A 23,838-nucleotide genomic window follows, 5' to 3' on the forward strand; every position below is an offset into this window, starting at 1 on the left:
CCGAAAACAGATTGCCTTCGGACGGTACCCCAGCATTGTCACCCGGCGCCTGCGCCGGTGGGGAGCAATGAAGCCCGGGATTCCCTCTCGCTGCTCCAACGGCGGGAAGCCCCGAAGGGTTCCCGCCGGGCGACAAGGGCCGTCCGAGCCCTCGTCCGGCACGGTGACCGGCGAGCGCGGAGTGTGCTCTCAGCCGCCGTACACGTGGGGCGAGAGGGTACCGACGAACGGCAGGTTGCGGTACTTCTCCGCAAAGTCCAGGCCATAGCCGACGACGAATTCGTTGGGAATGTCGAAGCCGATCCACTTCACGTCGATCGCCACCTTGGCCGCGTCGGGCTTCCGCAGCAGCGTGCACACCTCCAGCGAGGCGGGCTCGCGCGAGCCGAGGTTCGACAGTAGCCACGACAGCGTCAGACCCGAGTCGATGATGTCCTCGACGATCAGGACGTGCTTGCCCTTGATGTCGGTGTCCAGGTCCTTGAGGATCCGGACCACGCCGGAGGACTGGGTGCCCGCGCCGTAGGAGGACACGGCCATCCAGTCCATCGTGACGGGGTTGGACAGGGCACGCGCCAGGTCCGCCATCACCATCACCGCGCCCTTGAGGACACCGACGATGAGCAGGTCCTTGCCCGCGTACTCCGCGTCGATCTTCGCAGCCAGCTCGGCCAGCTTGGCGTCGATCTCTTCCTTAGTGATGAGCACCGACTGAAGGTCGGCGCCCATGTCCTTGTCGTCCACCCGTGCCACTCTCGCTCGGTTCGATGTGCAGGTCGGTCGTGGAGCTCACGAAGCCGGAACCGGTCGCGAGATCACAAAACAGGGCTCGATCTCCTGCGGCTCAGCCCTGCCGAATGACCAGTCTGCCACCCTGCCGTCGCACACCCACTCGCCCGGGCAGGTTGATGGCCCCCTGCCCCCGCCAGGCCGTGATGAGTCGGTCCACTTCCTCGATGTGCCGGGCGAAGAGCGAACCGGCCGGCGAACCGGCCGCGATGACCGCCCGGCGCAGCACCCGGCGGCGCACCGCGGGCGGCAGCGCGAAGAGCCCGGCAACGTCGAGGGTGCCGTCCTCGTCGACCACCGTCGCCTCGGCGTCGGCGGCCCAGGCGTCCAGCGCGTCGGCGTCGTCACGGGAGAGCTGGGCGGTCCGCGCCAGGGCCTCGACGACGCCCTTGCCCAGGCACTTCTCCAGGGCGGGCAGCCCCTCGTGCCGCAGTCGTGAACGGGTGTAGGCGGGGTCGGTGTTGTGCGGGTCGTCCCAGACGGGCAGGGCCTGGATGAGGCACGCCGTACGGGCGGTCTGCCGGTCCACGTCCAGGAAGGGGCGGCGGTAGCGGCCGTTCGCCCCGGAGGTCGCGGCCATCCCGGAGAGCGAGCGGATCCCGGAGCCGCGGGCCAGCCCCAGGAGGACGGTCTCCGCCTGGTCGTCGCGGGTGTGGCCGAGCAGGACCGCACTGGCGCCGTGGCGTTCGGCAGTGGCGTCCAGGGCGGCGTAGCGGGCGTCCCGGGCGGCCGCTTCGGGGCCGCCGGCCCGGCCCACCTCGACGCCGACCACGTCGACGGGGTCGAGCTTCAGTGCCCGCAGGCGCAGCGCGACCTCCGCGGCACGGAGGTCGGAGCCCGCCTGGAGGCCGTGGTCGATGGTCACGCCCCCGGCGCGGACACCCAGTTTGGGGGCTTCGAAAGCGAGGGCGGAGGCGAGCGCCATCGAATCGGCGCCGCCGGAGCACGCGACGAGCACGAGCGGCGCACCGTGCCGGTCCTGCGCGCAGTGGTGGTTGAGCACGTCGTGGAGTACGCGGCGGACCGCCAGGCGTATCGCGGCGACCGCTGGATGGGGACCCATGTCCGTTTCCAATCGTTCAGCTGGGGGCGAGCCTCGGGCCGTGGACGGCACTTCGTCACACAGAGTGCCTAGATGGTGACAGAGGCGAGCAGTTCCCCGAGCATTGCACGCCTATCCATCGGTCACGGTCCCTCAGACGGGTGATTGAAGGGGCGCTCTTCTGCCGCCCGGCGTGCCCAGCTCACGTTCTGCGCTTACGGTGCCCCGTCCGTCTTGCGGTGCACCCGCGCGACCCAGTCCGCCGGTTTGGCGATCTCCTGTTTGGTGGGGAGGGTGTTCGGCGACGTCCAGACGCGGTTGAAGCCGTCCATGCCGACCTCCTCCACGACGGACCGCACGAACCGCTCGCCGTCACGGTACTGCCGGAGTTTCGCGTCCAGTCCCAGCAGCTTCCGCAGCGCCTGGTCCAGCCGGCCCGCGCCGCTGGCCCGCCGCTGCTGGAACTTCTCCCGGATCTCCGCCACCGAGGGCACCACCTCGGGCCCCACCCCGTCCATGACGAAGTCGGCGTGGCCCTCCAGGAGCGACATCACCGCGGTCAACCGGCCGAGGATCTCCCGCTGCGCGGGCGTCTGCACCAGGTCCACCAGCGACCGGCCCTCGTCGCTCTCCTCGCCCTCCGGCTTGGCCCCGGCCAGCGACTGGGCGGCCTCCCGCAGCCGCTCCAGCAGCGTCCCCGGGTCGATGTCGGTCTCCGCCAGGAAGGACTGGATCTCCCCCTCGACGTGGTCCCGCAGCCAGGGCACCGCGCTGAACTGGGTCCGGTGGGTCTCCTCGTGCAGGCACACCCACAGCCGGAAGTCGTGCGGCGCGACGTCGAGCTCCCGCTCCACGTGGACGATGTTCGGCGCCACCAGCAGCAGCCGGCCGCCCTGCGTCCCGGCCGGCAGGCTCCGCGAGGCCGGGGCGAACGTCTCGTACTGGCCCAGCACCCGTGAGGCCAGGAACGACAGCAGCATGCCCAGCTCCACGCCGGTCACCTTGCCGCCGACCGCCCCGAGCACCGCACCGCCGGGCGTCGAGGACCGCCGGTCCTCCATCTTGGCGAGCAGCGGCTTGAGCACCGCCCGGAACCCGGCGACGTTGGCGCGGATCCAGCCGGGCCGGTCCACCACCAGGACCGGGGTGTCGTGCGGCGCCGCCTCGCCCTGCGCACCGGGCTGCGCCATCCGGGTGAACCCGCGGACGTGCGCCTCGGACGACTTGGCGTGCTTGCGCAGCTCGGCGACGATCGCCCGCGCCTCGTCCCGGCTCACCTCCGGGCCGGGCCGTACGAACCGGGTCGCGGTCGCCACCGCGAGATTCCAGTCGACCATCTCCACACCACCGATGCTCGTCATGGGTTCACCGTACGGGGACGCTCCGCTGTGGGGTAGCCGACTGGGGTGGTCGGTCCACGTTGTGGACCGCCCCGCCGTGGCACCCGCGGCGGGCGGTGTCCGCCGCGGGGCCTTCGGGGTACGGCGGGCGGGTGGTCTTCCGGGTCGGCGGGCTGGTGGCCTGTCTAGCGGCAGCCGCAGTTGGCCACCGTGGAGGCCATGCGGTCCAGGGCCTTCTGGGCGGCCTGGGGGTCGGTGGTCCCGGTGGTCATGAAGGCGAAGGCCAGCAGGCGGCCGTCGGCGTCGACGACGGTCCCGGCGAGGCTGTTGACGCCGGTAAGGGTTCCGGTCTTGGCGCGCACCATGCCGGCGCCCGCGGTGTCGCCCACGTAGCGGCCGCTGAGGGAGCCGGTGAAGGCGGCCACCGGGAGGCCCGTGACGATCGGGCGGAGGGCGGGCTTGTCGGGTGCGGCGGCGGCCAGCAGGAGGTGGGAGAGCAGGTTCGCGGAGACCCTGTCGTCCCGGTCCAGGCCGCTGCCGTCCTCGAAGACGGCGCCGGCCAACGGGAGGTGCTGGGCGGCCAGCGCGTCCCGCACGGCCTTGGCGGCGCCGTCGAAGCTGGCGGGCCGACGGGCGGCGAGCGCGGTCTGGCGGGCCAGCGCCTCGGCGATGTCGTTGTCGCTGTAGGTCAGCATCCGCTCGACGAGGGCGGAGAGCGGCAGGGAGCGGACGACGGCGATCCGCTCGGCGCCCTTGGGGGCACGGGCCTCCCCGGGATCCCCCGTGACCGTGATCCCGCGCTCCTTGAGGAGGCCCGCGAAGGTGCGGGCGGCGTCGCCCGCGGGGTCGGTGGAGCGCGGCGCGGTCCCGTGGTCGCTGTCGTCGAGGCGGGCCTCGTCGGTCATCAGGGCGGCGACCGGGGCGATGTTCTCGTTGGGGCCGATGGGGTGCTCGACGGGCCCCGCGTAGGCGGAGGCGTCGTAGCCGAGGCCGACGGTGGTGAGCTTGCGCTGCTGCAGGGCGTGGGCGGTGGCGTCGGCGAGGTCCCGCAGACTGGCCGGCCGCTCGCCGGGGCCGGCGCCGGACGCCCGGGCGGTGAGCGTCGGGTCGCCGCCGCCGACCAGGACGATCCGGTCCTTGGCGGCCAGCACGACGCCGGTGTCGATGCGGTGGTCGGCGCCGAGCCGGGAGAGCGCGGCCACCGCGGTGGCCAGCTTGACCGTGGAGGCGGGGGTGGCCGCCTCGTCCGGCTTCTCGCCGAAGACCTGCCGGCCGTTGGCGACGTCCACGACGGACGCGGTCCGCAGCGGGCCCAGCGCCGGGTCGGCCAGCAGCGGCGTGAGGGCGTCGGCCAGCCCCGCGTCGGTGGGCACCGGCGCCGCGCCCCGGTCCGCCGTGCCGCGCGCCGGCCCGCCGAGCGCGGTCAGCACGGCCGGCGCGCTGGGCGCCGGGCCGGGCGCCCGGCCGTCATCGTGATGCTCGCCACCTGTTGCCGGAGCGGGGACCGCCGCCGCCCGCTCGGCCGTACGCTGACCCGAGTCCCACGGCCCGGCCGCCGCCACCGCGACGACCGCGACCGACAGACCGGTGGCGGCGGACAGCGCGGTCAGTTGCCAGGTCTGCCGCGTATGCCGCGGTGCGGCCTGCCACGTCTGCTGTGCGGCGTTCGATGTCGCGTACGCAGCGCGCTGTGCGGCCCGTGCCGCGGTCCGTGCGGAACGCCCGGCCAGGCGTGCCGCCACCCGCGCGGAACGCTGCGCCGACTGCCATCTGACCTGCCACGTTCGGGTCTCGGGCACTTCGGACCAGCCCCTTTCGCCACCACACACCTGCGTGGGGGACACTTAATCACCAGACGTATGTGTTGATCATGGAGGAGCCACCCGTGGAGTTCGACGTCACCATCGAGATCCCGAAGGGTTCGCGGAACAAGTACGAGGTGGACCACGAGACCGGTCGGATCCGCCTGGACCGTCGACTCTTCACCTCGACCAGTTACCCGGCCGACTACGGCTTCGTCGAGGACACCCTCGGCGAGGACGGCGACCCGCTGGACGCCCTGGTCATCCTGGATGAGCCGACCTTCCCGGGCTGCCTCATCAAGTGCCGCGCCATCGGCATGTTCCGCATGACGGACGAGGCCGGCGGCGACGACAAGCTGCTGTGCGTCCCCGCCTCCGACCCGCGTGTGGAGCACCTCCGCGACATCCACCACGTCTCGGAGTTCGACCGCCTGGAGATCCAGCACTTCTTCGAGGTCTACAAGGACCTGGAGCCCGGCAAGTCCGTCGAGGGCGCCGACTGGGTCGGCCGCACCGACGCCGAGGCCGAGATCGAGCGCTCGTACAAGCGCTTCGAGGCGCAGGGCGGGCACTGACCCGACCGGAGCCGGACCGGCGGGCGGGCGGGGTTCCGCGGAGCCCCGCACACCCGCCGACGCGCTCTGATTTTCATACGCGAACGGGCGGCACCCATCTGGGGGCCGCCCGTCGTGCGCGTCGCGGGTCCGCCGACCCGGAGCCCTAGAAGCCGCGGGTCCGCTTGGCCGCTCGACGCCCCGCGCCCGCCTCGGTGAGCCCGGGCGCCCGCAGGAACAGCCGCGCGACCTCGCCTCCGAGGTTGACCCCGACGGCGATCGCCAGCGCCAGCGAGGCGGCCTTGATCAGCGACGAGAAGCCTTCCAGCAGATTTCCCTGGGCGAAGTTGAGCAGCCCGAAGTACGTCGCGCTACCGGGGAGCAGGGGGCCGATCGCCGCGGTCACATAGGGCAGCGCCGAGGCGTAGCGGTATCTGGAGAGCAGCTGGCCGAAGAGGCCGACGAGCCCCGCGGCGATGGCGGTGGAGGGCACCGCGTTGAATCCGGCGGTGACGGTCAGCGCCCCGTACACCACCCACGCGACCCCGCCGTTTATGGTCGCGAACGCCACCGTGTGCCGCTCCTGTTGGAGCAGGACGCAGAACGCCAGCGCCAGCAGCATCGCGGCCACGGTCTGCACCAGCGGCTCGTTGTACAGCCGCAGCGCCTGCTCCGGGTTGAGCCGCTTGAGGCCGGGATCGGCCTGCAGCCCGAGATAGAGCACGGACAGCACGCCGACCACGATGCCGACGATCAGGTAGCCGACCTCCAACAGGCGCGCGGAGGCGGTGATGTAGTAGCCCGTCAGCCCGTCCTGCACCGCGGCGACCAGGGCCCGCCCCGGGATCAGCGCGAACAGCCCACCGGTGATCACCGCGGAGGACTGCACGTTGGAGTGCGCCAGGGCGAAGACCACCCCTATCGCGGCCGGCGGCATCGCCGCGACCACGAACTGGTAGAACTCCGGCAGTCCGCGCGCCGACGCCAGCCAGGCGATCCGGTCACCGAGCATCGAGCCGATCGCCGCCGCGATGAACACCAGCGTCCCGCCGCCGACCAGCATGCTCGCCGCGCCGGACAGCAGCCCGGAGGCCAGCGTCAGCCCCCAGCTCGGGTACGGGTGCCGGTTACGACGGATCTCGGCCAGGCCGCGGTACGCCTCTTCGAGGCTGATCCCCTCGGAGGTGATCTCGTCGACCAGCCGGAAGACCGCCGACAGCCGGTTGTAGTCGACACCGCGCCGACGCACCGTCCGGCTCGCGGTGACCGGGTCGTCGACCAGGGACGGCTGGTACGAGATCGACAACAGGGTGAAGGTGACGGTCGGCTCGACCCGCTCCAGCCCGTAGGCGTGCGCCACGCCGAACATCGCCGCCTCGACGTCCTCGGCGCCCTCACCACCGGCCAGCAGGATCTCGCCGATACGCAGCGTCAGGTCCAGGACGCGCGGCACGGCGGGGCCGGCGCCCTCCTCCTCGGTGCGCTCCGCGCGCTCGGGCACCGGCCGCTCGTGGATCGGCATCCGCAGCATGGTGCGCATCCGGTCCTGCCACGGCGCTTCCTTGGTCAGGCTGAGTACCGGTATGCCGTGCGGCGGCGTGAACGTGGGGAGCGGGGTCTGACCGGTGGTGCCCCCCGGCGGCGCGAACGCCGACCCCTCCGGCTCGGCCGGCCCCTCCGCCCGGAGCCCGTCGGGCAACGCGAACTCGGAGGTGGGGTGCTCCTCCTCAGGTGGCGCGGGCAACGGAACGCCCAACGGCGGGGTGAAGGCGCTGCGCGCCTCGTCCGACTGCGGCTTGCGCTCCTCCGGAGGACCGGCCTGCTCCGAGGTACCGCTGCCATTGCTCCTACCGCTGCCGCCATTGCCGCTGCCGCGTGGTGGATCCGACGCCACGTCTCTCCGCTCCTCTTACCTACGCCTCCTGCCGACCGGTCATGCACACGATGCCGTATAGGGGGGCGCGGCGCTTCCCCGGGGGCCCTTCGCTGCGCTTGGCTGCCCCGCACGTTGTCGGCTGGCCCGCCGTGGGGCTTGCTGTTTTTGCGCCTGCGGCGCGGGCGTTGCTGCTGTGCGGCGTCGTTTCGCCTGCGGCGGGCCGGTCCGCTGCGCGGGGCTGGTCGGCCGCGGTGCCGGGCCTGTGGGGTGGGGGTGTGCAGGACGTAAAGCGCAGCAGTCCTGCACACCGACCCCTCCGACCCGACACCGCACCCAACAGCCCCGCGCAGCGGACAATGGCTCGCCGCCAGGCGACACGACGCCGCACGGCGGCAGCGTACGAGCGGGCCCGCGCCGCCAGGCGCAACGGCGAGCAACCCCCACGGCGGGAAAGCCAAAAACGTCCGGCCAACCAAGCGCGTCAGCGCCGCGCGTGCCGCCCCCGCCCCTGCGTGCGGGCCGTCGTGTCCGCCGCCGCGCCGCCCGGCTCCTTCTTCGCCTTGCCGCGGGCTCGCAGGAACTCGATGGCGACCGGCACCACGGAGATCAGCACGATCGCCACGAGGATCATCTCGATGTTCTTGTGCACGAACGCGACGTTGCCCAGCGCGGCGCCCAGCAGCGTCACGCCGGCTCCCCACAACGTCCCCCCGATGACGTTGAAGAGGATGAAGGAGCGGTACTGCATCCCGCTCACGCCCGCGATGATCGGCGTGAAGGTCCGAACGATCGGTACGAACCGGGCCAGGATCAGCGACTTCGGACCGTGCTTCTCGAAGAAGGCGTGCGCTTTCTCCACGTTCTCCTGCTTGAACAGCCGGGAGTCGGGCCGGCTGAAGAGCGACGGGCCGACCTTGCGCCCGAAGAGGTAGCCGGCCTGGTCGCCCAGCACCGCCGCCAGCACCACCAGCGCGCACACCAGCCACAGCGGCTTGTCGATCTTGTTCGTCGTCACCATCAGGCCGGTGGTGAACAGCAGCGAGTCGCCGGGCAGGAAGAAGCCGATCAGCAGCCCCGACTCCGCGAAGACAATGAGCAGGACGCCGATCAGGCCGAAAGTCGTGATCAAGTAGTCCGAGTTCAGCCACTGGGGGCCGAGCGCGAGAGTATTCACGGGGTGAAGGCTCCTGGGTCGAGGGCGCCCGGCTCGCGCGGTGCGGCGAGCGGAAGCGGGGATGCAGGCGCAGTGTGCGGCCCAAAGCTATCAACGGAATATGACGCCCAGCGGTTCCAGGCGTAGCCCCGACCCCGGCCCCCGCCCGCCCCGGACCCCGGCGGCGAACACCCGCCACCGGCCCCACCACCGCCGCCTCGGCCCCCCTTCCCACCCGACCGCCCCCGACCGCTGGCCGCCCCCGCCGACCCGGGTGATCCTGGCCGGAAGGACAGGAGGTGCGGACCATGGGCATCGAGGAGTACGGCGGCGGACAGCACGCGCAGTCCGACGTCCTGGTCGTGACGACCAACGACGTACCGGGGTTTCACGTGAAACAGGTCATCGGCGAGGTCTTCGGCCTCACCGTCCGCTCCCGGCATCTGGGCAGCCAGATCGGCGCGGGCCTGAAGTCGATGATCGGCGGCGAGCTGCGCGGCCTGACCAAGACCCTCGTCCAGACCCGCAACCAGGCCATGGAACGCCTGGTGGAGCAGGCCCGCTCGCGCGGCGCGAACGCGGTCCTGATGTTCCGCTTCGACGTCACCGAGGCCGCCGACGTCGGCACCGAGGTCTGCGCCTACGGCACGGCCGTCGTCGTGGAGCCCCAGGGCTGACCGGGGCCGGCAGCACCGCCCGCGAGCCCTCTGCGAGCGCCTCACCGGCGCCCCGCGCCCCCGCCCCTCACACGTTCCGCACCGCGTTCGCCAGCATCGCGTCCCGCATGTACACCGCGAGCCCCGGCCGGATCGCCTCGTAGGTGGCGGTGAACCGCTCGTCCGCGACGTACATCTCGCCGAGCCCGGTGTGGATCTCGTAGGTGCAGTCGTAGTACGCCCCGCCGATGAACCGCCGGTGCTCCTCGGCGACGTCCATCGCCGCCTCGGAGTCCGCCGGCACCCCCTGCCCGAGCAGCTCCGCCATCCTGCGGTGGATGGCGTCGAACTCCGCCGTCAGCCGCTTCCAGTCGTCCTTGGTGTACGCCGCCGTCCGGCGCCGCGACTCCTGGTAGGCGTCGGTGCCGCCCCAGCGCTCCGCCGCCTCGTCGGCGTACCGGTCGGGGTCGAAGCCGCCGAAGACCTCGAACTTCTCCTCCGGTGTGAGCCGTACGTCCATCCTGCGTGCCTCCATTGCGTGTGCGACGGCGGCGGCCATCTTCTGGAGCGTCCCGATCCGCGCGGTCAGCAGTTCGTGCTGGCGCCGCAGATGCGCCTGCGGGTCCGCGTCGGGGTCGTCCAGGAGGGCCGCCATCTCGTCGAGCGGAAAGCCCAGTTCCCGGTAGAACAGGATCTGCTGGAGCCGGTCCAGGTCGTGGTCGCCGTAGCGCCGGTGCCCCGCGTGACTGCGTTCGCCGGGCACCAGCAGTCCGATCTCGTCGTAGTGGTGCAGGGTGCGCACCGTGACTCCGGCGAAACCGGCGACCTGGCCTACCGAATAGCTCACTTCCGCTCCCTCGTCGGTCATCGGTACGTGCTTCACGATGGCTCCTCACGTCACGTGAGGTGCAAGTCCGGATTCTGAAAGCCGGGTGAGGCGGTGGGCCCGCGGGTGAGATCCTCCGCCCATGCTCGGAATAACGGATCTGTCCACGTATTTGGCGGGCCTCGCCCTGATTGTCCTGCTGCCGGGGCCGAATTCGCTCTACGTCGTCTCGGTGGCCGCCCGGCGCGGCCGCCGGGTGGCGTACCGGGCGGCGGCGGGTGTGCTGTGCGGCGACACGGTACTGATGACGCTGTCGGCGGGCGGGGTGGCCTCGCTGCTGAAGGCCAGCCCGGTGCTGTTCGGCATCGTGAAGTTCGCCGGCGCGGGCTATCTGACGTGGCTGGCGGTCGGGATGCTGCGCGGCGCCTGGTCGCTGTGGCGCGGCGGCCGGGCGTCGCACCGGGCCGTGCGGGACGGGTCGGCCGAGCAGCCGGCCGGAGCGGCCCCCGCGGCGGCCGGCACGGCACCGAAGGAGACCGTCGAGCGGCCGTTCCGCCGGGCGTTGGTGGTCAGCCTGCTCAACCCGAAGGCGATCCTGTTCTTCATCTCCTTCTTCGTGCAGTTCGTGGACCCCTCGTATGCGCACCCGGTGCTGTCGTTCCTGACCCTCGGCGCCTGGGCGCAGCTCTTCAGCTTCAGCTACCTGTCGCTGCTGATCTTCAGCGGCACGTACCTGGCGGCGACCTTCCGCCGCCGCAAGCGGCTGACGGCCGGACTCTCCGCGGGCGCCGGCGCCGCCTTCCTCGGTTTCGCCGCGAAGCTGTCGCTGGCCAGCACGAGCTGACCGCTGCGGAGCGGTGCCCGCGCGGCGCCGCCCCACGACCGGGCCGGGTCCCCAGGGGCCCGGCCCGGTCGCGCTTCCACTGGGCGAACCCTGGAGGCCATGCACCCCTTACGCCCCTATTGTCGGGTTCCAGGAGGTGTATCCATGCCCGCGCACGACGTCAACGTCGCCGTCATCTACTACTCGTCGACCGGCACCGTCGCCGAACTGGCCCGGCTGATCGCCGACGCCGCCGAGCACGCGGGCGCCGACGTACGGCTGCGCCGGGTCGCCGAACTCGCCCCGCAGTCCGCCATCGACTCCAACCCGGCCTGGGCGGCCAACGTCACCGCCACCGCCGACATCCTTGAGGCGACCCACGACGACATGCTCTGGGCGGACGCGGTGCTCTTCGGCACCCCCACCCGCTTCGGCAACGTGACGTCCCAGCTCAAGCAGTTCATGGACACCCTGGGCGGCCTCTGGCAGCAGGGGCGGCTGGCCGACAAGGTCTACAGCGGCTTCACCGCCTCCGCCACCAGGCACGGCGGCCAGGAGTCCACCCTCCTGGCGCTGTACAACAGCGTCCACCACTTCGGCGGCGTCCTCGTCCCCCCGGGCTACACGGACCCGGCGAAGTTCACCGACGGCAATCCCTACGGCACCTCGCACGTCGGCGGCCCGGACACCCCGGTCGACGCCGACGCCCGCACCGCCGCCCGCATCCAGGCGGAGCGCGTGGTGCGGCTCACCAGAGCCCTCAAAACCGGTATGGCCGCCACCCGTTGACGAAAGGCCTCAGCAGATGACCCTCCACAAAGGCGGCACCGAACGGGCCCGCGAACGCCGGCCGCACCCGGTGAACCCCTTCTACGGCGAGGCCGACCCGGTCGCCGGGATGGAGACCGCTCCCCCGCGGTACACCCTCCCCGAAGGGCCGATCTCCCCGCACAACGCCTACCAGTTCGTCCACGACGAGCTGATGCTGGACGGCAACGCCCGGCTCAACCTCGCCACCTTCGTCACGACCTGGATGGAGCCGCAGGCCGACGTCCTGATGACGGAGTGCCGGGACAAGAACATGATCGACAAGGACGAGTACCCGCGCACCGCCGAGTTGGAGCGGCGCTGCGTGGCGATGCTCGCCAACCTCTGGCACGCCCCCGACCCGGCCGCCGCCATGGGCTGCTCCACCACCGGCTCCAGCGAGGCCTGCATGCTCGCCGGGATGGCCCTCAAGCGCCGCTGGGCCAGGCGGAACCACGACCGCTATCCCGGCACCGCCCGGCCCAACCTCGTCATGGGCGCCAACGTCCAGGTCTGCTGGGAGAAGTTCTGCAACTTCTGGGAGGTCGAGGCCCGCCAGGTCCCCATGGAGGGCGACCGCTTCCACCTCGACGCGGACTCCGCCGCCGCGCTCTGCGACGAGAACACCATCGGCGTCATCGCCGTCCTGGGCTCGACCTTCGACGGCTCCTACGAGCCGGTGGCGGAGATCTGCGCGGCACTCGACGCGCTCCAGGAACGCACCGGCCTGGACGTCCCGGTCCACGTGGACGGCGCCTCCGGCGGCATGATCGCACCGTTCCTCGACCCCGACCTGCAGTGGGACTTCCGCCTCCCCCGGGTCGCCTCCATCAACACCTCCGGCCACAAGTACGGCCTGGTCTACCCCGGCGTCGGCTGGGCACTCTGGCGCAACCAGGACACGCTCCCGGAGGAACTGGTCTTCCGCGTCAACTACCTGGGCGGCGACATGCCGACCTTCGCCCTCAACTTCTCCCGCCCCGGCGCCCAGGTCGCCGCCCAGTACTACACCTTCCTGCGGCTGGGCCGGGAGGGCTTCCGCGCCGTCCAGCAGGCCACCCGCGACGTGGCCTGCTCGATGGCCGAACAGATCGGCGCACTGGGCGACTTCCGCCTGCTCACCCAGGGCGACCAGCTGCCGGTCTTCGCCTTCACCACCGCCGACCACGTCACGTCCTTCGACGTCTTCGACGTGTCCCGCCGTATGAAGGAACGCGGCTGGCTGATCCCCGCGTACACCTTCCCGCCCAACCGCCAGGACCTCTCCGTCCTGCGCGTGGTCTGCCGCAACGGCTTCTCGCTGGACCTCGCCGACAACTTCGTGGCCGACCTGGAGCAACTGCTCACCGAACTCCGCCGGCAATCCGCCCCGTTGGGCCGCCCGGAGAACGTCGCCACCGCCTTCCACCACTGACGGCCGCGGCCCCCGGACGCCCCGCCGTCAGCCGGCGTCCGGCCCGTCCCCGCCCGTCCCGTCGCCGTCCCGCGTCGCGTACGGGTTCGGCTGCCCCTCCGCGAGCACCCCCACGAACGGCTCGCCCTCGCCGGCGAAGACGTACGCCCCGCCCTCGATCCGCTCGATCAGCCCGCGGGTCCACTCCGCGCCGCTGTCCGCCTCGTGCAGCCACATATGCATGATCTCGCCGATATGACCGAACTGTCCGGGCCCGCCCTCGGGCATGTAGTACGAGGTGACCGACGTCCGCCACTCCGCGAGCGCCCGCACCCGCTCCTTGAGCAGCGCCACCGCCTCGTCCCGCGGCAGATCGACGATGAAGCCGATACCGGCGCTGAGCACGTCGGTCTTGGGGTCGCGCTGCGCCAGCGCCGCCCGCAGCAGCCGGAAGTACTCCTCCTCGCCCGCCGGGGTCAGCTCGTACTCGGTGCGCGGCGGACCGCCGGCGGTGCTCGGCGCGATGTCATGGGCGAGCAGCAGTTCCTGCTTCGCCATCTGTTTGAGCGCGTGGTAGATCGACCCCGGCTTGGCGTTGGACCACTCGTGCGCGCCCCAGTACTCCAGGTCGTTGCGGACCTGGTAGCCGTGCGCCCGGCCGTGCTGCCGCACGGACCCCAGCACCAGCAGTCGGATCGCCGACATCGCCACCTCACTCCCGGGGCGCATCCCGCAGGCGCCCGGCCGCCAGCCTAGGGCCTGTCCGGGACCGGAGACCGGGCGCGGCGACCACCCGCTACCCCTCCCGCGCCTGCCGCTCCTCGTCCACCAGCGCGAAGGCCGTCTTGCCGTCCAGGGTTTCGCGGACGATGTCGGCATGGCCGGCGTGCCGGGCGGTCTCCTCGATCAGGTGCAGCACCAGCCACCGCATCGACTGCCGGGCGTCCTTCGGGAACCACGAAGCCGGGGGCAGCGGGAAGGTGTCGTCCAGGCTCGGCACGGAGCGGATGAACTCCTCCGTCTCGGCCGCGACCTTGTCCCAGAACTCCAGCATCCCCTCGACGGTCTCGCCGTCCTGCAGCTGGAAGCCCAGGTGCCAGGTGCTCTGATCGAGCTGGATGGCGTGCTCCCGCTGCTGCGCGAGCTCCAGCCAGCGCTGCTCGACCTGCGCGACGTGCTTGACCAGCCCGCCCAGGGACAGCTCGCTGGCGCTCGGCTGCGCCTTCGCCTGCTCGTGGGTCAACCCCAGGACCGCCCGCCGCAGCCCGCCGCGCTGCGCCTCCAGGAAGGCCAGCAGCGCCCCGCGCTCGTCACCGGAAGTCTCGGTCTGAACAAAAGTGGGCATGGGTTCCGCCTTTCGTCACGCCTGCGGCAGGACGCCGCGGGCTGGCCGGCACCGGGCCGTCCGGCCGTTTTCCGACACCTTCCACGCTAGGGAGCAGCTAGGACGGTTGGTGTCCTAGATCCCCGCGGACCGCCCGTGTGCCGCCACGGATTCCCGCCCCGCCTCAGAGCGGGAACGGCGTCCGCCCGTGCTGGATCGACACCCACTTCTGCGTGGTGAACGCCTCGACCGTGGACTCGCCGTTCAGCCGCCCGATACCGGAGAACTTCTCCCCGCCGAACGCCACCTGCGGCTCGTCGTGCACCGTCCCGTCGTTGACGTGGACCATCCCGGTCTCGATGCGCTGGGCGATCCGCACCCCGCGCTCCACATTGGCCGTGTGCACCGCGCCGCTGAGCCCGTACGGGGTGTCGTTGGCGATCCGCACCGCCTCGTCCTCGCCGTCGAACGGCACCAGCAGCGCCACCGGCCCGAACAGCTCCTGGCCGTGCAGGGCGGAGTCCGCGGGCAGCCCGGCCAGCACGCTCGGCTCGACGAGGTTGCCCTCCGTACGGCCGCGCAGCAGCGCCGTGGCGCCCTCGGCTATCGCCCGGTCCACGAGCGAGGTCAGCGCCTCCGCCTGGAAGGTGTTGATCAGCGGGCCGATCTGGGTGCGCGGATCACGCGGGTCACCGGTCCGCAGCGCCGCCACCCTGGCCACGAACTTCTCGGTGAACTCGGCCTCCACCGCGCGGTCCAGCAGCACCCGGTTGGCCGCCATGCAGACCTGCCCCTGGTAGACGAACCGGCTGAAGACCGCGGCGTCCACCGCGTAGTCGACATCGGCGTCGTCCAGCACGATCAGCGCGCTGTTGCCGCTGAGTTCGAGGACCACCCGCTTGAAGTGCCCGGCGCTGACCGCCGCGACGTGCCGGCCGACCTTGTCCGAGCCGGCGAACGAGATCACCCGCGGCACCGGGTGCTCGATCAGCGCGTCCCCGATCTCCGCGATGTCGGTGATCAGCACGTTGAGCAGGCCGTCCGGCAGCCCGGCTTCCTGGAACAGCCTGGCGATCAGCCCGCCGCCGGAGATCGGGGCGTTCTGGTTGGGCTTGATGACCACGGCGTTGCCCAGCGCCAGCGCCGGCGCCACGGACTTCAGGGAGATCAGGAACGGGAAGTTGAACGGGCTGATCACGCCGATGACGCCGACCGGCCGGGTGTAGACGCGGTTCTCCTTGCCGTCCACCGGCGAGGGCAGTATCCGCCCCTGCGGCCGCAGGGCCAGCTGGATCGCCTCGCGGACGAACTCCTTGGCGAGCCGGACCTCGTACTCGGCCTTGATACGGGTGCCGCCGAGTTCGAGGACGAGCGTCTCGACGATCTCTTCCTCGCGCTCCTCGATCAGCCGCAGCAGCCGTTCGGTGACCTGCCGCCGTTCGTAGGGGTTCCGCAGCGCCCAGTCCCGCTGCGCCCGCTCGGCGGCGCGGTAGGCCGCGTCGACCTGGTCCACGCCGGCGACCGTGATCGACGCCAGCTTCTCCTGGTCGTAGGGGTTGAAATCGATGATGTCCCACGAGCCGCTGCCGGCCCGCCACTCACCGTCGATGAACTGGTAGGCCAGGTCTGCGAAGAAGGACATGGCATCCCTACTCTGTGCGGCACTGCTCTGCGGGGGGGGGCTGATCCGGCGTCATCCTACTGCCGGGTCAAGTGAGTTGGAGTAGACCACGCAGAAGATCCCTGGTCGCGGCGGGATCCGGGCTGTCCTCCTGCAGTCGCTCCATCGCCCGCTCGTACTGCGCGACCTCCTCCGGCTTGTCCACATAGAGGGCGCTGGTGAGCTGCTCCAGATAGACGACGTCGGAGAGATCCGACTCCGGGAAGCGCAGCATGGTGAACGCGCCGCTCTCCCCCGCATGCCAGCCGTAGTTGAACGGCACCACCTGGAGCCGCACGTTGGGCCGCTCCGAGATGTCGATCAGATGCTTCAACTGCCCCCGCATCACCGCCCGTCCGCCGTACTGGCGGCGCAGCGCGGCCTCGTCCAGGACGCAGTGCAGCTGCGGCGCGCGTTCCGAGATCAGCAGCTTCTGCCGCTCCTGGCGCAGCGCGACCCGGCGCTGGACGTCGGCGGCCGGCGCACCCGCCATACCGCCGGAGACCACGGCGTGCGTGTACTCCTCGGTCTGCAACAACCCGTGGACGAACTGGACTTCGTAGGCGCGGAGGAGCGATGCGGCTCCCTCCAGGCCCACATACGTCTGGAACCACCCGGGAAGCACATCGCCGTAACTGTGCCACCAGCCCGCGACGTTCGCCTCCTTGGCCAGTGAGAGCAGCGCCTCGCGCTCCTGCTCGTCGCTCACGCCGTAGAGCGTGAGGAGATCTGCGACATCGCGTGCCTTGAAGCTCACCCTGCCCAACTCCATGCGGCTGATCTTCGATTCGGACGCACGGATCGAGTAGCCGGCCGCTTCACGGGTTATCCCGCGCGACTCACGCAGCCGGCGGAGCTGAGATCCGAGCAGGATCCGCCGCACCACCGACCCGCCCGACTCACTTGCGGACACCTCTCTGACCCTCCCGTGACCCCACCCCGTCCAACAGTGGGCCGCAGTCTGCCACGTCCAGGCTTCGTTGAGTGCTCATCTGGTTACTGATATGTGCAGCCCCCGCAAGCCCTCCACAAGAAATCACAGGAAGAATACGGCGCTTATGTGGCCAGCCCTACGCAATCGCGTCAGCTGCACGTGCATCTGCCCTTGCATCTGCCCTACGCATTGGGAACCATAGGCGTCGCACGCATGCACGCTCGTGAAAGATCCGCCAGATCCCCGGCTGACCGGCCTGGGTCATGACGTCCGCGAACGCCAGGAGTGCCTCGCATGGGGACCAAGGTTTCGACCATGCTCGATTTCGAGCCGTTATGGCAGGGCTTCCCTCCCGTCGACCCCTTGGCCGTCTCCGGATCCGTGTCCTGCCCGCTCCCGCCCCGCTACGAATCGGTCGGCGGCGCCCGCAGGTTCACCCGCGAAACGCTCATCGGCTGGGACCTGGAAGACCTCTTCGACGGCGTCGCCCTGGTCGTCTCCGAACTCGTCACCAACGCCCTGCGGCACGCGGTCCTCGCCGCCCCGGAGCACCCCGGGTTCGGCGCGGACTTCACCGACGGCTGCCTGCCCGCCCGGCTCCATCTGATGCGCTGGTCCTCCCGGCTGGTGTGCGCGGTCCGGGACCCCAGCGACGCCTCACCGGAGGCCGGCGAGGCGGACTCCGCCGACGAGTCGGGCCGCGGGCTCTACCTGGTGGACTCCTTCAGCGACAGCTGGGGCTGGCACCGGCTGTCCGGCGGCCGGCACGGCAAGATCGTGTGGGCCCTCTTCCGGCTGCCGTGACGGCCGCGGCACCACCCGTCCGACCGCCCTCATACGTCGGGCGCCCGCACTTTCGCGGGCGCCCGTTTTCCGTGTCCGGGCCGCGCCGACCGGCCCCGGAACCGCCGTGCGCTCAGTCGCGCACCAGGTGGTCGAACTCCCCGTCCTTGATGCCCAGCAGCATCGCCTCGACCTCGGCCGGCGTGTAGACCAGCGCCGGACCGTCCGGGAAACGGGAGTTGCGCACCGCTACGTCGCCCCCGGGCAGCTTCGCGAACTCCACGCAGGAGCCCTGCGAATTGCTGTGCCGGCTCTTCTGCCATGTCACATCGCGGAGATCCGCTGCGGCCATGCCGTTGTATGCGTGGGGCACAGGGCTCTCCCGGTGGTGAACGCGGTGGAAAACGGTGTCAACTGCCCGGGATCATAGCTGCGTTCACATGCAGATGCATGCGCAGATGCACGTGCACGACAGGGGGTGCCGGGGCGGTCACATTTTGTTGAGCACCTTCCCCAAACCCTCCGTCACAATCGACCGCCAGCCGCCCCCCATGATGCGGTGCGCCTGCACCTGATACGGGTCGTCGGGGTCGAAGCCCTCGTGGACGAGGAAGAGACGTGTGCCGCGGCCTTCGGGTTCCAAGGTCCAGGTGAGGGTCCAGTCGGCGCGGTTGCGCTGCCCCTCGTCGGCGTCCCGCCAGCGCAGCCGCAGCATCCTTCCCCAAGCTCTTGAGGAGCAGGGGAGACCCCATCGGCTCGTAGCCGAGCACCTCGGCGACGACCGTGCCGGAGAAGTTGGTGTTCGGCCGGGGCGGCGTCCGCATCTCGTAGCGGTGGCCGACCTCCAGCCGGAAATCGCCGGGCATCATCCACTGCGCGATCAACTCCGGCTCGCTCAGCGCCCGCCAGACCTTGGCGGGCGGATGTGGCAGGAAGTGGTCGAGGCGGATCGTCGTCGCGTCCGCCGGGTCGTCGTCGGGGACCGGCATGCCGTGGGTGTTCATTGCGCCTCTTCGTGGGGGATGCGGTCGAGCAGCTCGCCCAGGCCCGCGAGCTTCGCGCGCCAGAACCGCTCGTAGGGTCCGAGCCAGTCCTGCACCTCGCCGAGCGGCGCGGCCTCCAGGCGGTAGATCCGCTGCCGGCCGGCCCGCCGCTCGCTCACCAACCCCGCCTGACGCAGCACCTTCAGGTGCTCGGACAGGCTCGGCCGGCTCATCTCGAAGTGCTCGGCCAGGTGCTGGACGGGCTGCGGCCCGTCGTCGCGCAGCAGCCGGAGCACCTCGCGCCGGGTGGCATTGGCGAGCGCCGCGAAGACCCGGTCCTGATCCGGTGCGGACAGGAGGGGTGGCGGCGGTACGGGAGTGGCGTTCACACCCCCAAAATACGTAGGAGATTCCCTACGCGTCAAACGTAGGGAATCTCCTACCGATCACGAGGGGCGACGCCGGCCACCGCGAGCGCCACCCCCTCGGGCCTTGCGCCACCGCGTCACCGCATCACCGCGAGGCGTACGGCAGCAGCGCCATCTCCCGGGCGTTCTTGATCGCACGGGCCAGCTGCCGCTGCTGCCGGGCGGTGACCCGGGTCACCCGAAGGCCCCGGATCTTGCCGCGGTCCGAGAGGAACTTCCGCAGCAGATCGGTGTCCTTGTAGTCGATATACGTGATCCCGGCCGCGTCCAGCGGGTTGGGACGGGGCACGGCCTTGCGCCGCGGGTCGTTCCGACGGGTCATGACAGAGCTTTCTTCTCAGGGTGGAGGGACCGGTTCCGGGCGGGAAAACGGCCGGTTCCCGGGTGGCTCTCTACGGGCCGGCGGCCCAGGGCGTCACGACACAGGGTCGAGCAGGGCGTCGAAGGCCGGCGGCAGGCCCTTCCAGCCCGCCGGACCGCCCGCATATTCGGCATCGGTGAGCAGGCAGGACTCCAGCAGGGCGCGGAGCCCCTCGCGGTCCAGTCCGGGCGAGGTGAAGGTCAGGTACTGGCCCCGGTCGCCGTGCTCGGGGTGCCAGTCCAGCGCGGCCGCGGCCCGGCGCACCGGCGGCACCAACTCCCAGGCGGCGTCCGGCAGTGCGGCCAGCCACGGCCCGGCGTTCTCCACGCAGAGCGCGCCGCCCGCGGCGTCCCAGGCCAGCAGGGTGTCCGGCCGGTCGGCCAGCCAGAACCGCCCCCGGCTGCGCGCCGCCGCACAGGTCAGGTCCTCCAGTGCCGCGTAGAGCCGCTCCGGATGGAAGGGTCGGGCGCCGCGCCAGACGAACGTGCCCACGCCGGCCGCCTCGGCCTCCTGCGGCAGCAGCGCGCAGGCCGGGTGCTGCCGGCTCGCGGCGGCCTCCACGTCGAAGCCGGCCAGCGCGGCGGCGGCCAGCTCCTCGGAGTCCACGGCCACCTGGCGCGCCATCGGGTGCAGCTGCGCCAGCAGCGCGTGGTCGGCGTCGTCCGCGGCCTCCTCCCCGGTGGCCAGCGCCAGCACCGGTGCGTACTCCAGCTGCCGGGCCCAGGTGTCGGCGACCGTCCGCCGGTCGGAGGCGGCGGCCGCCAGCCCGGCCTCGGCCAGGTCGTCGCCGCAGCCGAGGTAGGGCAGCAGCAGCGCCGGGTCGACCGCCGTGATCACGCCGGTCAGCGCCAGGTTCGTGCTGCCGCACGAGGTGACCACCTCGGCCATCGCCTTCGGCTCGACCGAGTCCCACAGCTCGACGATCGCCAGCCGGCAGGTCCGGCCGGCGGCCAGCCGCTCCAGTTCGGGCACCAGGTCCTCGCGCAGCGCACAGCAGGCGCAGTCGTTGACCAGCGGTGCCTCCCCGGTGTCCAGCGTGCCGCCGGCGTCGCGGACGGTGCGCCGCACGGTGCCGTCGGCCGCGGAGGCCAGGTCGTGGTGGAGGGCGACGCTGCCGGGGACGGTCCGCAGCAGCCGCTCGACGGCGGCCCGCCGGGCGTCCGCGTGCAGCCCGCCCACCAGCACCACGCTCAGCCGCTCCATCAGCGGGCCCCGCGCTTGCCGTACCGGCGCTCGAACCGCTCGACCCGGCCGGCGGTGTCCAGCACCCGGGCGGCGCCCGTGTAGAAGGGGTGGCTCGCCGAGGAGATCTCGACGTCGATGACGGGATAGCTGTTCCCGTCCTCCCACTCGATGGTCTTGTCGCTCGTCGCCGTCGAGCGGGTCAGGAAGGCGAAGTCCCCGGCCCGGTCGCGGAAGACGACGGGTCCGTAGGCGGGGTGGATTCCGGGCTTCATCGCGCTCAGCGCTCCTCTCGGAAGGTCACGTGCCGACCGACCACGGGGTCGTACTTGCGCAGTTCCAGGCGGTCGGGGTCGTTGCGGCGGTTCTTGCGGGTGACGTACGTGAACCCGGTGCCGGCGGTGGACCGGAGCTTGACGACCGGACGTATCTCGTTGCGGGCCATGCCAGGTAGTATACGCAAATGGTTTCCATTTTCAATAAGCTCTGACAGAGCCCGACCACCGAAGGGACCGCACCATGTCCGCCCACTGCCAGCTGACCGGCCGCAAGCCGGGCTTCGGCAAGACCGTCTCCCACTCGCACCGCCGCACCTCGCGACGGTTCGACCCCAACGTCCAGCGCAAGCGCTACTGGCTGGAGAGCGAGAGCCGCCACATCCGGCTCACCCTCAGCGCCAAGGCGATCAAGACCGTCGACACGATCGGCATCGAGGCCGCCGTCGCCCGTATCCGCGCCCGAGGGGAGAAGGTCTGATGGCCAAGAAGAGCAAGATCGCGGGGAATGAGCGGCGCCGCGCCACGGTCGCCCGCTACGCCGCCCGCCGAGCCGTCCTCAAGGCCGTCATCCGCGACCCGCGCGCCTCCGACGACGAGCGCAGCACCGCCCGGCGGGAGCTGTCCCGCCAGCCGCGGGACGCCAGCGCCACCCGCGTCCGCAACCGCGACAGCGTCGACGGCCGCCCGCGCGGCTACCTCCGCGCCTTCGGCCTCTCCCGGATCAACCTCCGCGACCAGGCACACAAGGGCCACCTGCCGGGGGTCACCAAGTCCAGCTGGTGACCCCCGCCCCGGCTGCCCGCCCCTGGACGCGACCCCTGGGCCGGGCAGCCGGGCCGTTCGGGTAATACTGGGCAGACCCCCACTGCCACCCGACGAAAGCGAGAGCGCCCATGCTGCGCAACGCCCTGGAGCCCTGGCACCTGTTCCTGATCCTGGCCGTCGTCGTTCTGGTCTTCGGATCCAAGAAGCTCCCCGACATGGCGCGCGGCCTCGGCCGCTCGATGCGCATCCTCAAGTCGGAGGCCAAGGCCCTCAAGGACGAGCGCCCCGCCGAGGCCGCCCGCGCGGAGCAGCCCGCCGGCCACTGACCCGGCCCGCCCGGACCACGCTCAGTGGTCGCCGCCCTCGTCGATCAACCGCCGCACCTCGCGGTCGATCAGTCCCAGCCGGGCCTCCGCGACCAGCGGCACCGCCCGCCGCTGCCGCCGCGCCTCGGACGGGTCGATCTCCACGGTGACCAGCGCCGTCTCCCACTTGGGCGCCTGGGCCACCACCGCGCCCCGCGGGTCCACCACCCGCGAGCCGCCCCAGAACGACGCCCCGTGCTCGTTGCCGACCCGGTTGACGAAGACCACCCAGCACTGCAGCATCCGCGCCGTATAGGACAGCAGCGTGTCCCAGTACAGCCCGGTGTCCATCGCCTCCGGGTCCAGGCTCGCCGCGCTGTTGGTCGGCACGAACAGCACCTCGGCCCCGTCCTGCACCGCCAGCCACGGCAGCACCGGCTGCCAGGCGTCGTTGCACACCAGCGTCGCCCCCCGCCCGCTGCTCGCCGACTGCGCCAGCTCGTACGCGCGCAGCGACTGCCCCGGGCTGACGTGCTTGCGCTCCTCCCACGCCAGGTAGTTCGGCAGGTAGAGCTTGCGGTGCGCATGGACCAGCGCCCCGTCCCCGTAGTACGCGGACGTGTTGTACGCCCGCAGGCTGGTGTGCTCATGGAAACCGACCAGCACACCCGGCCCCAGCGTGCTCAGCTCCCGCAGCCGCGGATCGTCCGCCTCGATGGACTCGTCCCGCTCGAGCGCCCCCAAGTGATAGCCGTGCAGGCTGAGTTCGGGAAACACGACGAGCTCCGCCCCCTGGACCGCCGCCTGCTCGATCTGCTCCCGGGCGACCCGGAGGTTCTCGGCCACGTCCCCCAGCACGCAGTCCGTCTGCGCCAGCGCGATCAGCATGCCCCACTCACCCTAGAAAAATTACTTTTAATAGCCTTTACGGTCTTTCTCCAAAGTCTTCCCCAAACATCCGGTTAAGACGCATCCCACCAACGAGCGAAAGAACGATCCTTCCCGTGCCGGGCACCGCCATCACGCGTTGATCCGCACGATCCGTCGTACCCCCGGGCGACTTCCAGCCGCAGCTCCGCCCGGCACCAGCGGTACGACGGCCGCGGTCGGGACGTCCGGCGCCCCCGGCGCCACCCCGACCGGGCGGCCCTGGCCGAGCGGCCCGCCGCATCCGCTCGGCCGGCCGCCGCAACCGGGCCACCGCCGGGCCCGCTCACCCCCGACGCCCGCGAGCCCGGTGCAGCAGCACCACCCCGCCCAGCACCAGCCCGCCGCCGGCCCCGGCGACCAGCCCCAGCCGGCGCGCCCCGGTGGACGCCAGCAGCGCCTCCCCCGCCGACTTCCCGGCCCGGGCCACCGCACCCATCCGCGGATCATGGTCGGTACGCACCCGCACGCCCCGCCCGGCCTCCCGCTCGAACACCCCGGCCTGCTGATGTCTCCGGTGCTTCTCCGGCCCCGTCGCGTGCCGCACCGGGGCGGCCCGGTGGCCGTCCGGCGGCCGCGCGACCAGCAGCGGCCGCGGCGACGCCGCACCGTGCCCGCACCCGTTCCCCAAGGCGGGACCCAACAGCCCCACCCCGTCGGCCGCGTTGCCGCACGCGGCGACCGGAGCGCGCACCTCCGCCCTGACCGAGTTCCCGGACAGCACGCCGGGCGAGCCCGCCGCACCCCCCTGCGCACCGGCGTCCGCGAACGCCGAACCGGCGCCCACCCCCAGCACACCCGATGCCACCGCAACGAGCACGCATGTCTTCAGGCTCTGTCGCATGTC

General features: G+C 71.7%; 29 protein-coding genes and 1 pseudogene. 9 read left to right on the forward strand and 21 right to left on the reverse strand.

The annotated features are described in order from the left end of the window. Positions 1 to 189: 189 nt before the first annotated feature. From hpt to dacB, 4 genes are all read right to left on the reverse strand, one after another. A complete protein-coding gene (hpt, locus tag CG747_RS28900) occupies positions 190 to 729 on the reverse strand; it encodes a hypoxanthine phosphoribosyltransferase (protein ID WP_039641113.1) in 540 nt (179 codons plus the stop codon). Between the two features lie 115 nt (positions 730 to 844). After that, on the reverse strand, positions 845 to 1,852 hold the full coding sequence (gene tilS / locus CG747_RS28905; RefSeq protein ID WP_100604787.1) for a tRNA lysidine(34) synthetase TilS: 1,008 nt from the start codon (positions 1,850 to 1,852) through the stop codon (positions 845 to 847). 194 nt (positions 1,853 to 2,046) lie between these two features. After that, positions 2,047 to 3,192, reverse strand: coding sequence for a zinc-dependent metalloprotease (locus CG747_RS28910; protein WP_100604788.1), 1,146 nt, complete (start codon positions 3,190 to 3,192; stop codon positions 2,047 to 2,049). Between the two features lie 164 nt (positions 3,193 to 3,356). After that, the gene (gene dacB / locus CG747_RS28915; protein WP_100604789.1) at positions 3,357 to 4,970 is read right to left on the reverse strand and encodes a D-alanyl-D-alanine carboxypeptidase/D-alanyl-D-alanine-endopeptidase; all 1,614 of its coding nucleotides are present in this window, start codon (positions 4,968 to 4,970) and stop codon (positions 3,357 to 3,359) included. A gap of 86 nt (positions 4,971 to 5,056) precedes the next feature. Here dacB and CG747_RS28920 point away from each other — a divergent pair, with 86 nt between their 5' ends. Beyond that, positions 5,057 to 5,548, forward strand: a complete 492-nt coding sequence (locus tag CG747_RS28920) for an inorganic diphosphatase (RefSeq protein ID WP_100604790.1) — start codon at positions 5,057 to 5,059, stop codon at positions 5,546 to 5,548. Positions 5,549 to 5,693: 145 nt separating this feature from the next. On the opposite strand, the gene CG747_RS28925 is transcribed toward CG747_RS28920, so the two are convergent. Together CG747_RS28925 and CG747_RS28930 are read right to left on the reverse strand one after the other, a co-directional pair. Beyond that, entirely contained in the window at positions 5,694 to 7,421 is a 1,728-nt protein-coding gene (locus CG747_RS28925; RefSeq protein WP_100604791.1) for a threonine/serine exporter family protein, read from the reverse strand. Positions 7,422 to 7,884: 463 nt separating this feature from the next. Then, complete coding sequence (locus CG747_RS28930; RefSeq protein WP_100604792.1) at positions 7,885 to 8,577, reverse strand: DedA family protein; 693 nt, start codon at positions 8,575 to 8,577, stop codon at positions 7,885 to 7,887. Between the two features lie 287 nt (positions 8,578 to 8,864). Here CG747_RS28930 and CG747_RS28935 point away from each other — a divergent pair, with 287 nt between their 5' ends. Continuing rightward, positions 8,865 to 9,233: a YbjQ family protein gene (locus CG747_RS28935; RefSeq protein ID WP_100604793.1), complete on the forward strand. Its 369-nt coding sequence runs from the start codon at positions 8,865 to 8,867 to the stop codon at positions 9,231 to 9,233. Positions 9,234 to 9,300: 67 nt separating this feature from the next. Here CG747_RS28935 and CG747_RS28940 read toward each other — a convergent pair whose 3' ends face one another. Further along, positions 9,301 to 10,059, reverse strand: a complete 759-nt coding sequence (locus tag CG747_RS28940; RefSeq protein ID WP_100604923.1) for a MerR family transcriptional regulator — start codon at positions 10,057 to 10,059, stop codon at positions 9,301 to 9,303. A gap of 121 nt (positions 10,060 to 10,180) precedes the next feature. Between CG747_RS28940 and leuE the strand changes: the two genes are divergently transcribed. From leuE to CG747_RS28955, 3 genes are all read left to right on the forward strand, one after another. Further along, positions 10,181 to 10,882: a leucine efflux protein LeuE gene (gene leuE / locus CG747_RS28945; RefSeq protein WP_100604794.1), complete on the forward strand. Its 702-nt coding sequence runs from the start codon at positions 10,181 to 10,183 to the stop codon at positions 10,880 to 10,882. A gap of 144 nt (positions 10,883 to 11,026) precedes the next feature. After that, positions 11,027 to 11,650 (forward strand): NAD(P)H:quinone oxidoreductase, encoded by a 624-nt coding sequence (gene wrbA, locus CG747_RS28950; RefSeq protein ID WP_100604795.1) that lies wholly within the window; start codon positions 11,027 to 11,029, stop codon positions 11,648 to 11,650. Between the two features lie 16 nt (positions 11,651 to 11,666). Further along, entirely contained in the window at positions 11,667 to 13,082 is a 1,416-nt protein-coding gene (locus CG747_RS28955; protein WP_100604796.1) for a glutamate decarboxylase, read from the forward strand. A gap of 27 nt (positions 13,083 to 13,109) precedes the next feature. Here CG747_RS28955 and CG747_RS28960 read toward each other — a convergent pair whose 3' ends face one another. The 4 genes from CG747_RS28960 to CG747_RS28975 form a co-directional block, all read right to left on the reverse strand. Further along, positions 13,110 to 13,766: a PadR family transcriptional regulator gene (locus CG747_RS28960; RefSeq protein ID WP_100604797.1), complete on the reverse strand. Its 657-nt coding sequence runs from the start codon at positions 13,764 to 13,766 to the stop codon at positions 13,110 to 13,112. Positions 13,767 to 13,857: 91 nt separating this feature from the next. Further along, complete coding sequence (locus tag CG747_RS28965; RefSeq protein ID WP_100604798.1) at positions 13,858 to 14,406, reverse strand: DinB family protein; 549 nt, start codon at positions 14,404 to 14,406, stop codon at positions 13,858 to 13,860. Between the two features lie 163 nt (positions 14,407 to 14,569). Continuing rightward, positions 14,570 to 16,027 (reverse strand): aldehyde dehydrogenase family protein, encoded by a 1,458-nt coding sequence (locus tag CG747_RS28970; RefSeq protein ID WP_100604799.1) that lies wholly within the window; start codon positions 16,025 to 16,027, stop codon positions 14,570 to 14,572. A 67-nt stretch (positions 16,028 to 16,094) separates the two neighbouring features. Beyond that, complete coding sequence (locus CG747_RS28975; protein ID WP_100604800.1) at positions 16,095 to 16,958, reverse strand: helix-turn-helix transcriptional regulator; 864 nt, start codon at positions 16,956 to 16,958, stop codon at positions 16,095 to 16,097. Positions 16,959 to 17,273: 315 nt separating this feature from the next. Here CG747_RS28975 and CG747_RS28980 point away from each other — a divergent pair, with 315 nt between their 5' ends. After that, positions 17,274 to 17,783 carry an ATP-binding protein gene (locus tag CG747_RS28980; RefSeq protein WP_100604801.1) on the forward strand — a complete coding sequence of 170 codons (510 nt, stop codon included), beginning with the start codon at positions 17,274 to 17,276 and terminating at the stop codon, positions 17,781 to 17,783. A gap of 112 nt (positions 17,784 to 17,895) precedes the next feature. Here CG747_RS28980 and CG747_RS28985 read toward each other — a convergent pair whose 3' ends face one another. From CG747_RS28985 to rpmG, 8 genes and pseudogenes are all read right to left on the reverse strand, one after another. Further along, complete coding sequence (locus CG747_RS28985; RefSeq protein WP_100604802.1) at positions 17,896 to 18,135, reverse strand: DUF397 domain-containing protein; 240 nt, start codon at positions 18,133 to 18,135, stop codon at positions 17,896 to 17,898. A 117-nt stretch (positions 18,136 to 18,252) separates the two neighbouring features. Beyond that, entirely contained in the window at positions 18,253 to 18,477 is a 225-nt protein-coding gene (locus tag CG747_RS51060; protein WP_374701831.1) for an SRPBCC domain-containing protein, read from the reverse strand. A gap of 124 nt (positions 18,478 to 18,601) precedes the next feature. Next, positions 18,602 to 18,766: pseudogene (locus tag CG747_RS51065) on the reverse strand (SRPBCC domain-containing protein); the annotation flags it as partial. Further along, a complete protein-coding gene (locus CG747_RS28995; RefSeq protein WP_257980816.1) occupies positions 18,763 to 19,134 on the reverse strand; it encodes a helix-turn-helix transcriptional regulator in 372 nt (123 codons plus the stop codon). The pseudogene CG747_RS51065 and the gene CG747_RS28995, both read right to left, overlap by 4 nt. A gap of 124 nt (positions 19,135 to 19,258) precedes the next feature. Next, entirely contained in the window at positions 19,259 to 19,495 is a 237-nt protein-coding gene (gene rpsR / locus CG747_RS29000; protein ID WP_100604803.1) for a 30S ribosomal protein S18, read from the reverse strand. Between the two features lie 93 nt (positions 19,496 to 19,588). Beyond that, positions 19,589 to 20,737, reverse strand: a complete 1,149-nt coding sequence (locus tag CG747_RS29005) for a GTP-binding protein (protein WP_100604804.1) — start codon at positions 20,735 to 20,737, stop codon at positions 19,589 to 19,591. After that, positions 20,737 to 20,991, reverse strand: a complete 255-nt coding sequence (locus CG747_RS29010) for a type B 50S ribosomal protein L31 (RefSeq protein WP_100604805.1) — start codon at positions 20,989 to 20,991, stop codon at positions 20,737 to 20,739. Before CG747_RS29010 ends, CG747_RS29005 begins: the two co-directional genes overlap by 1 nt. Positions 20,992 to 20,996: 5 nt before the next feature. Then, positions 20,997 to 21,161 (reverse strand): 50S ribosomal protein L33, encoded by a 165-nt coding sequence (gene rpmG / locus CG747_RS29015; protein ID WP_100604806.1) that lies wholly within the window; start codon positions 21,159 to 21,161, stop codon positions 20,997 to 20,999. A gap of 74 nt (positions 21,162 to 21,235) precedes the next feature. Here rpmG and rpmB point away from each other — a divergent pair, with 74 nt between their 5' ends. The 3 genes from rpmB (at position 21,236) to tatA (ending at position 22,085) form a co-directional block, all read left to right on the forward strand. Continuing rightward, positions 21,236 to 21,472 carry a 50S ribosomal protein L28 gene (gene rpmB, locus CG747_RS29020; protein ID WP_100604807.1) on the forward strand — a complete coding sequence of 79 codons (237 nt, stop codon included), beginning with the start codon at positions 21,236 to 21,238 and terminating at the stop codon, positions 21,470 to 21,472. Further along, complete coding sequence (gene rpsN, locus CG747_RS29025; RefSeq protein WP_100604808.1) at positions 21,472 to 21,777, forward strand: 30S ribosomal protein S14; 306 nt, start codon at positions 21,472 to 21,474, stop codon at positions 21,775 to 21,777. Before rpmB ends, rpsN begins: the two co-directional genes overlap by 1 nt. Before the next feature lie 110 nt (positions 21,778 to 21,887). After that, entirely contained in the window at positions 21,888 to 22,085 is a 198-nt protein-coding gene (gene tatA / locus CG747_RS29030; protein WP_100604809.1) for a Sec-independent protein translocase subunit TatA, read from the forward strand. A gap of 21 nt (positions 22,086 to 22,106) precedes the next feature. On the opposite strand, the gene CG747_RS29035 is transcribed toward tatA, so the two are convergent. Both CG747_RS29035 and CG747_RS50760 read right to left on the reverse strand, forming a co-directional pair. Next, complete coding sequence (locus CG747_RS29035) at positions 22,107 to 22,952, reverse strand: nitrilase-related carbon-nitrogen hydrolase (RefSeq protein WP_100604810.1); 846 nt, start codon at positions 22,950 to 22,952, stop codon at positions 22,107 to 22,109. Between the two features lie 325 nt (positions 22,953 to 23,277). Continuing rightward, positions 23,278 to 23,835, reverse strand: coding sequence for a chaplin (locus tag CG747_RS50760; RefSeq protein WP_100604811.1), 558 nt, complete (start codon positions 23,833 to 23,835; stop codon positions 23,278 to 23,280). Between the last annotated feature and the right edge of the window lie 3 nt (positions 23,836 to 23,838).

The sequence above is a fragment of the Streptomyces sp. CB02959 genome, assembly GCF_002803155.1.
GTDB lineage: Bacteria > Actinomycetota > Actinomycetes > Streptomycetales > Streptomycetaceae > Streptomyces.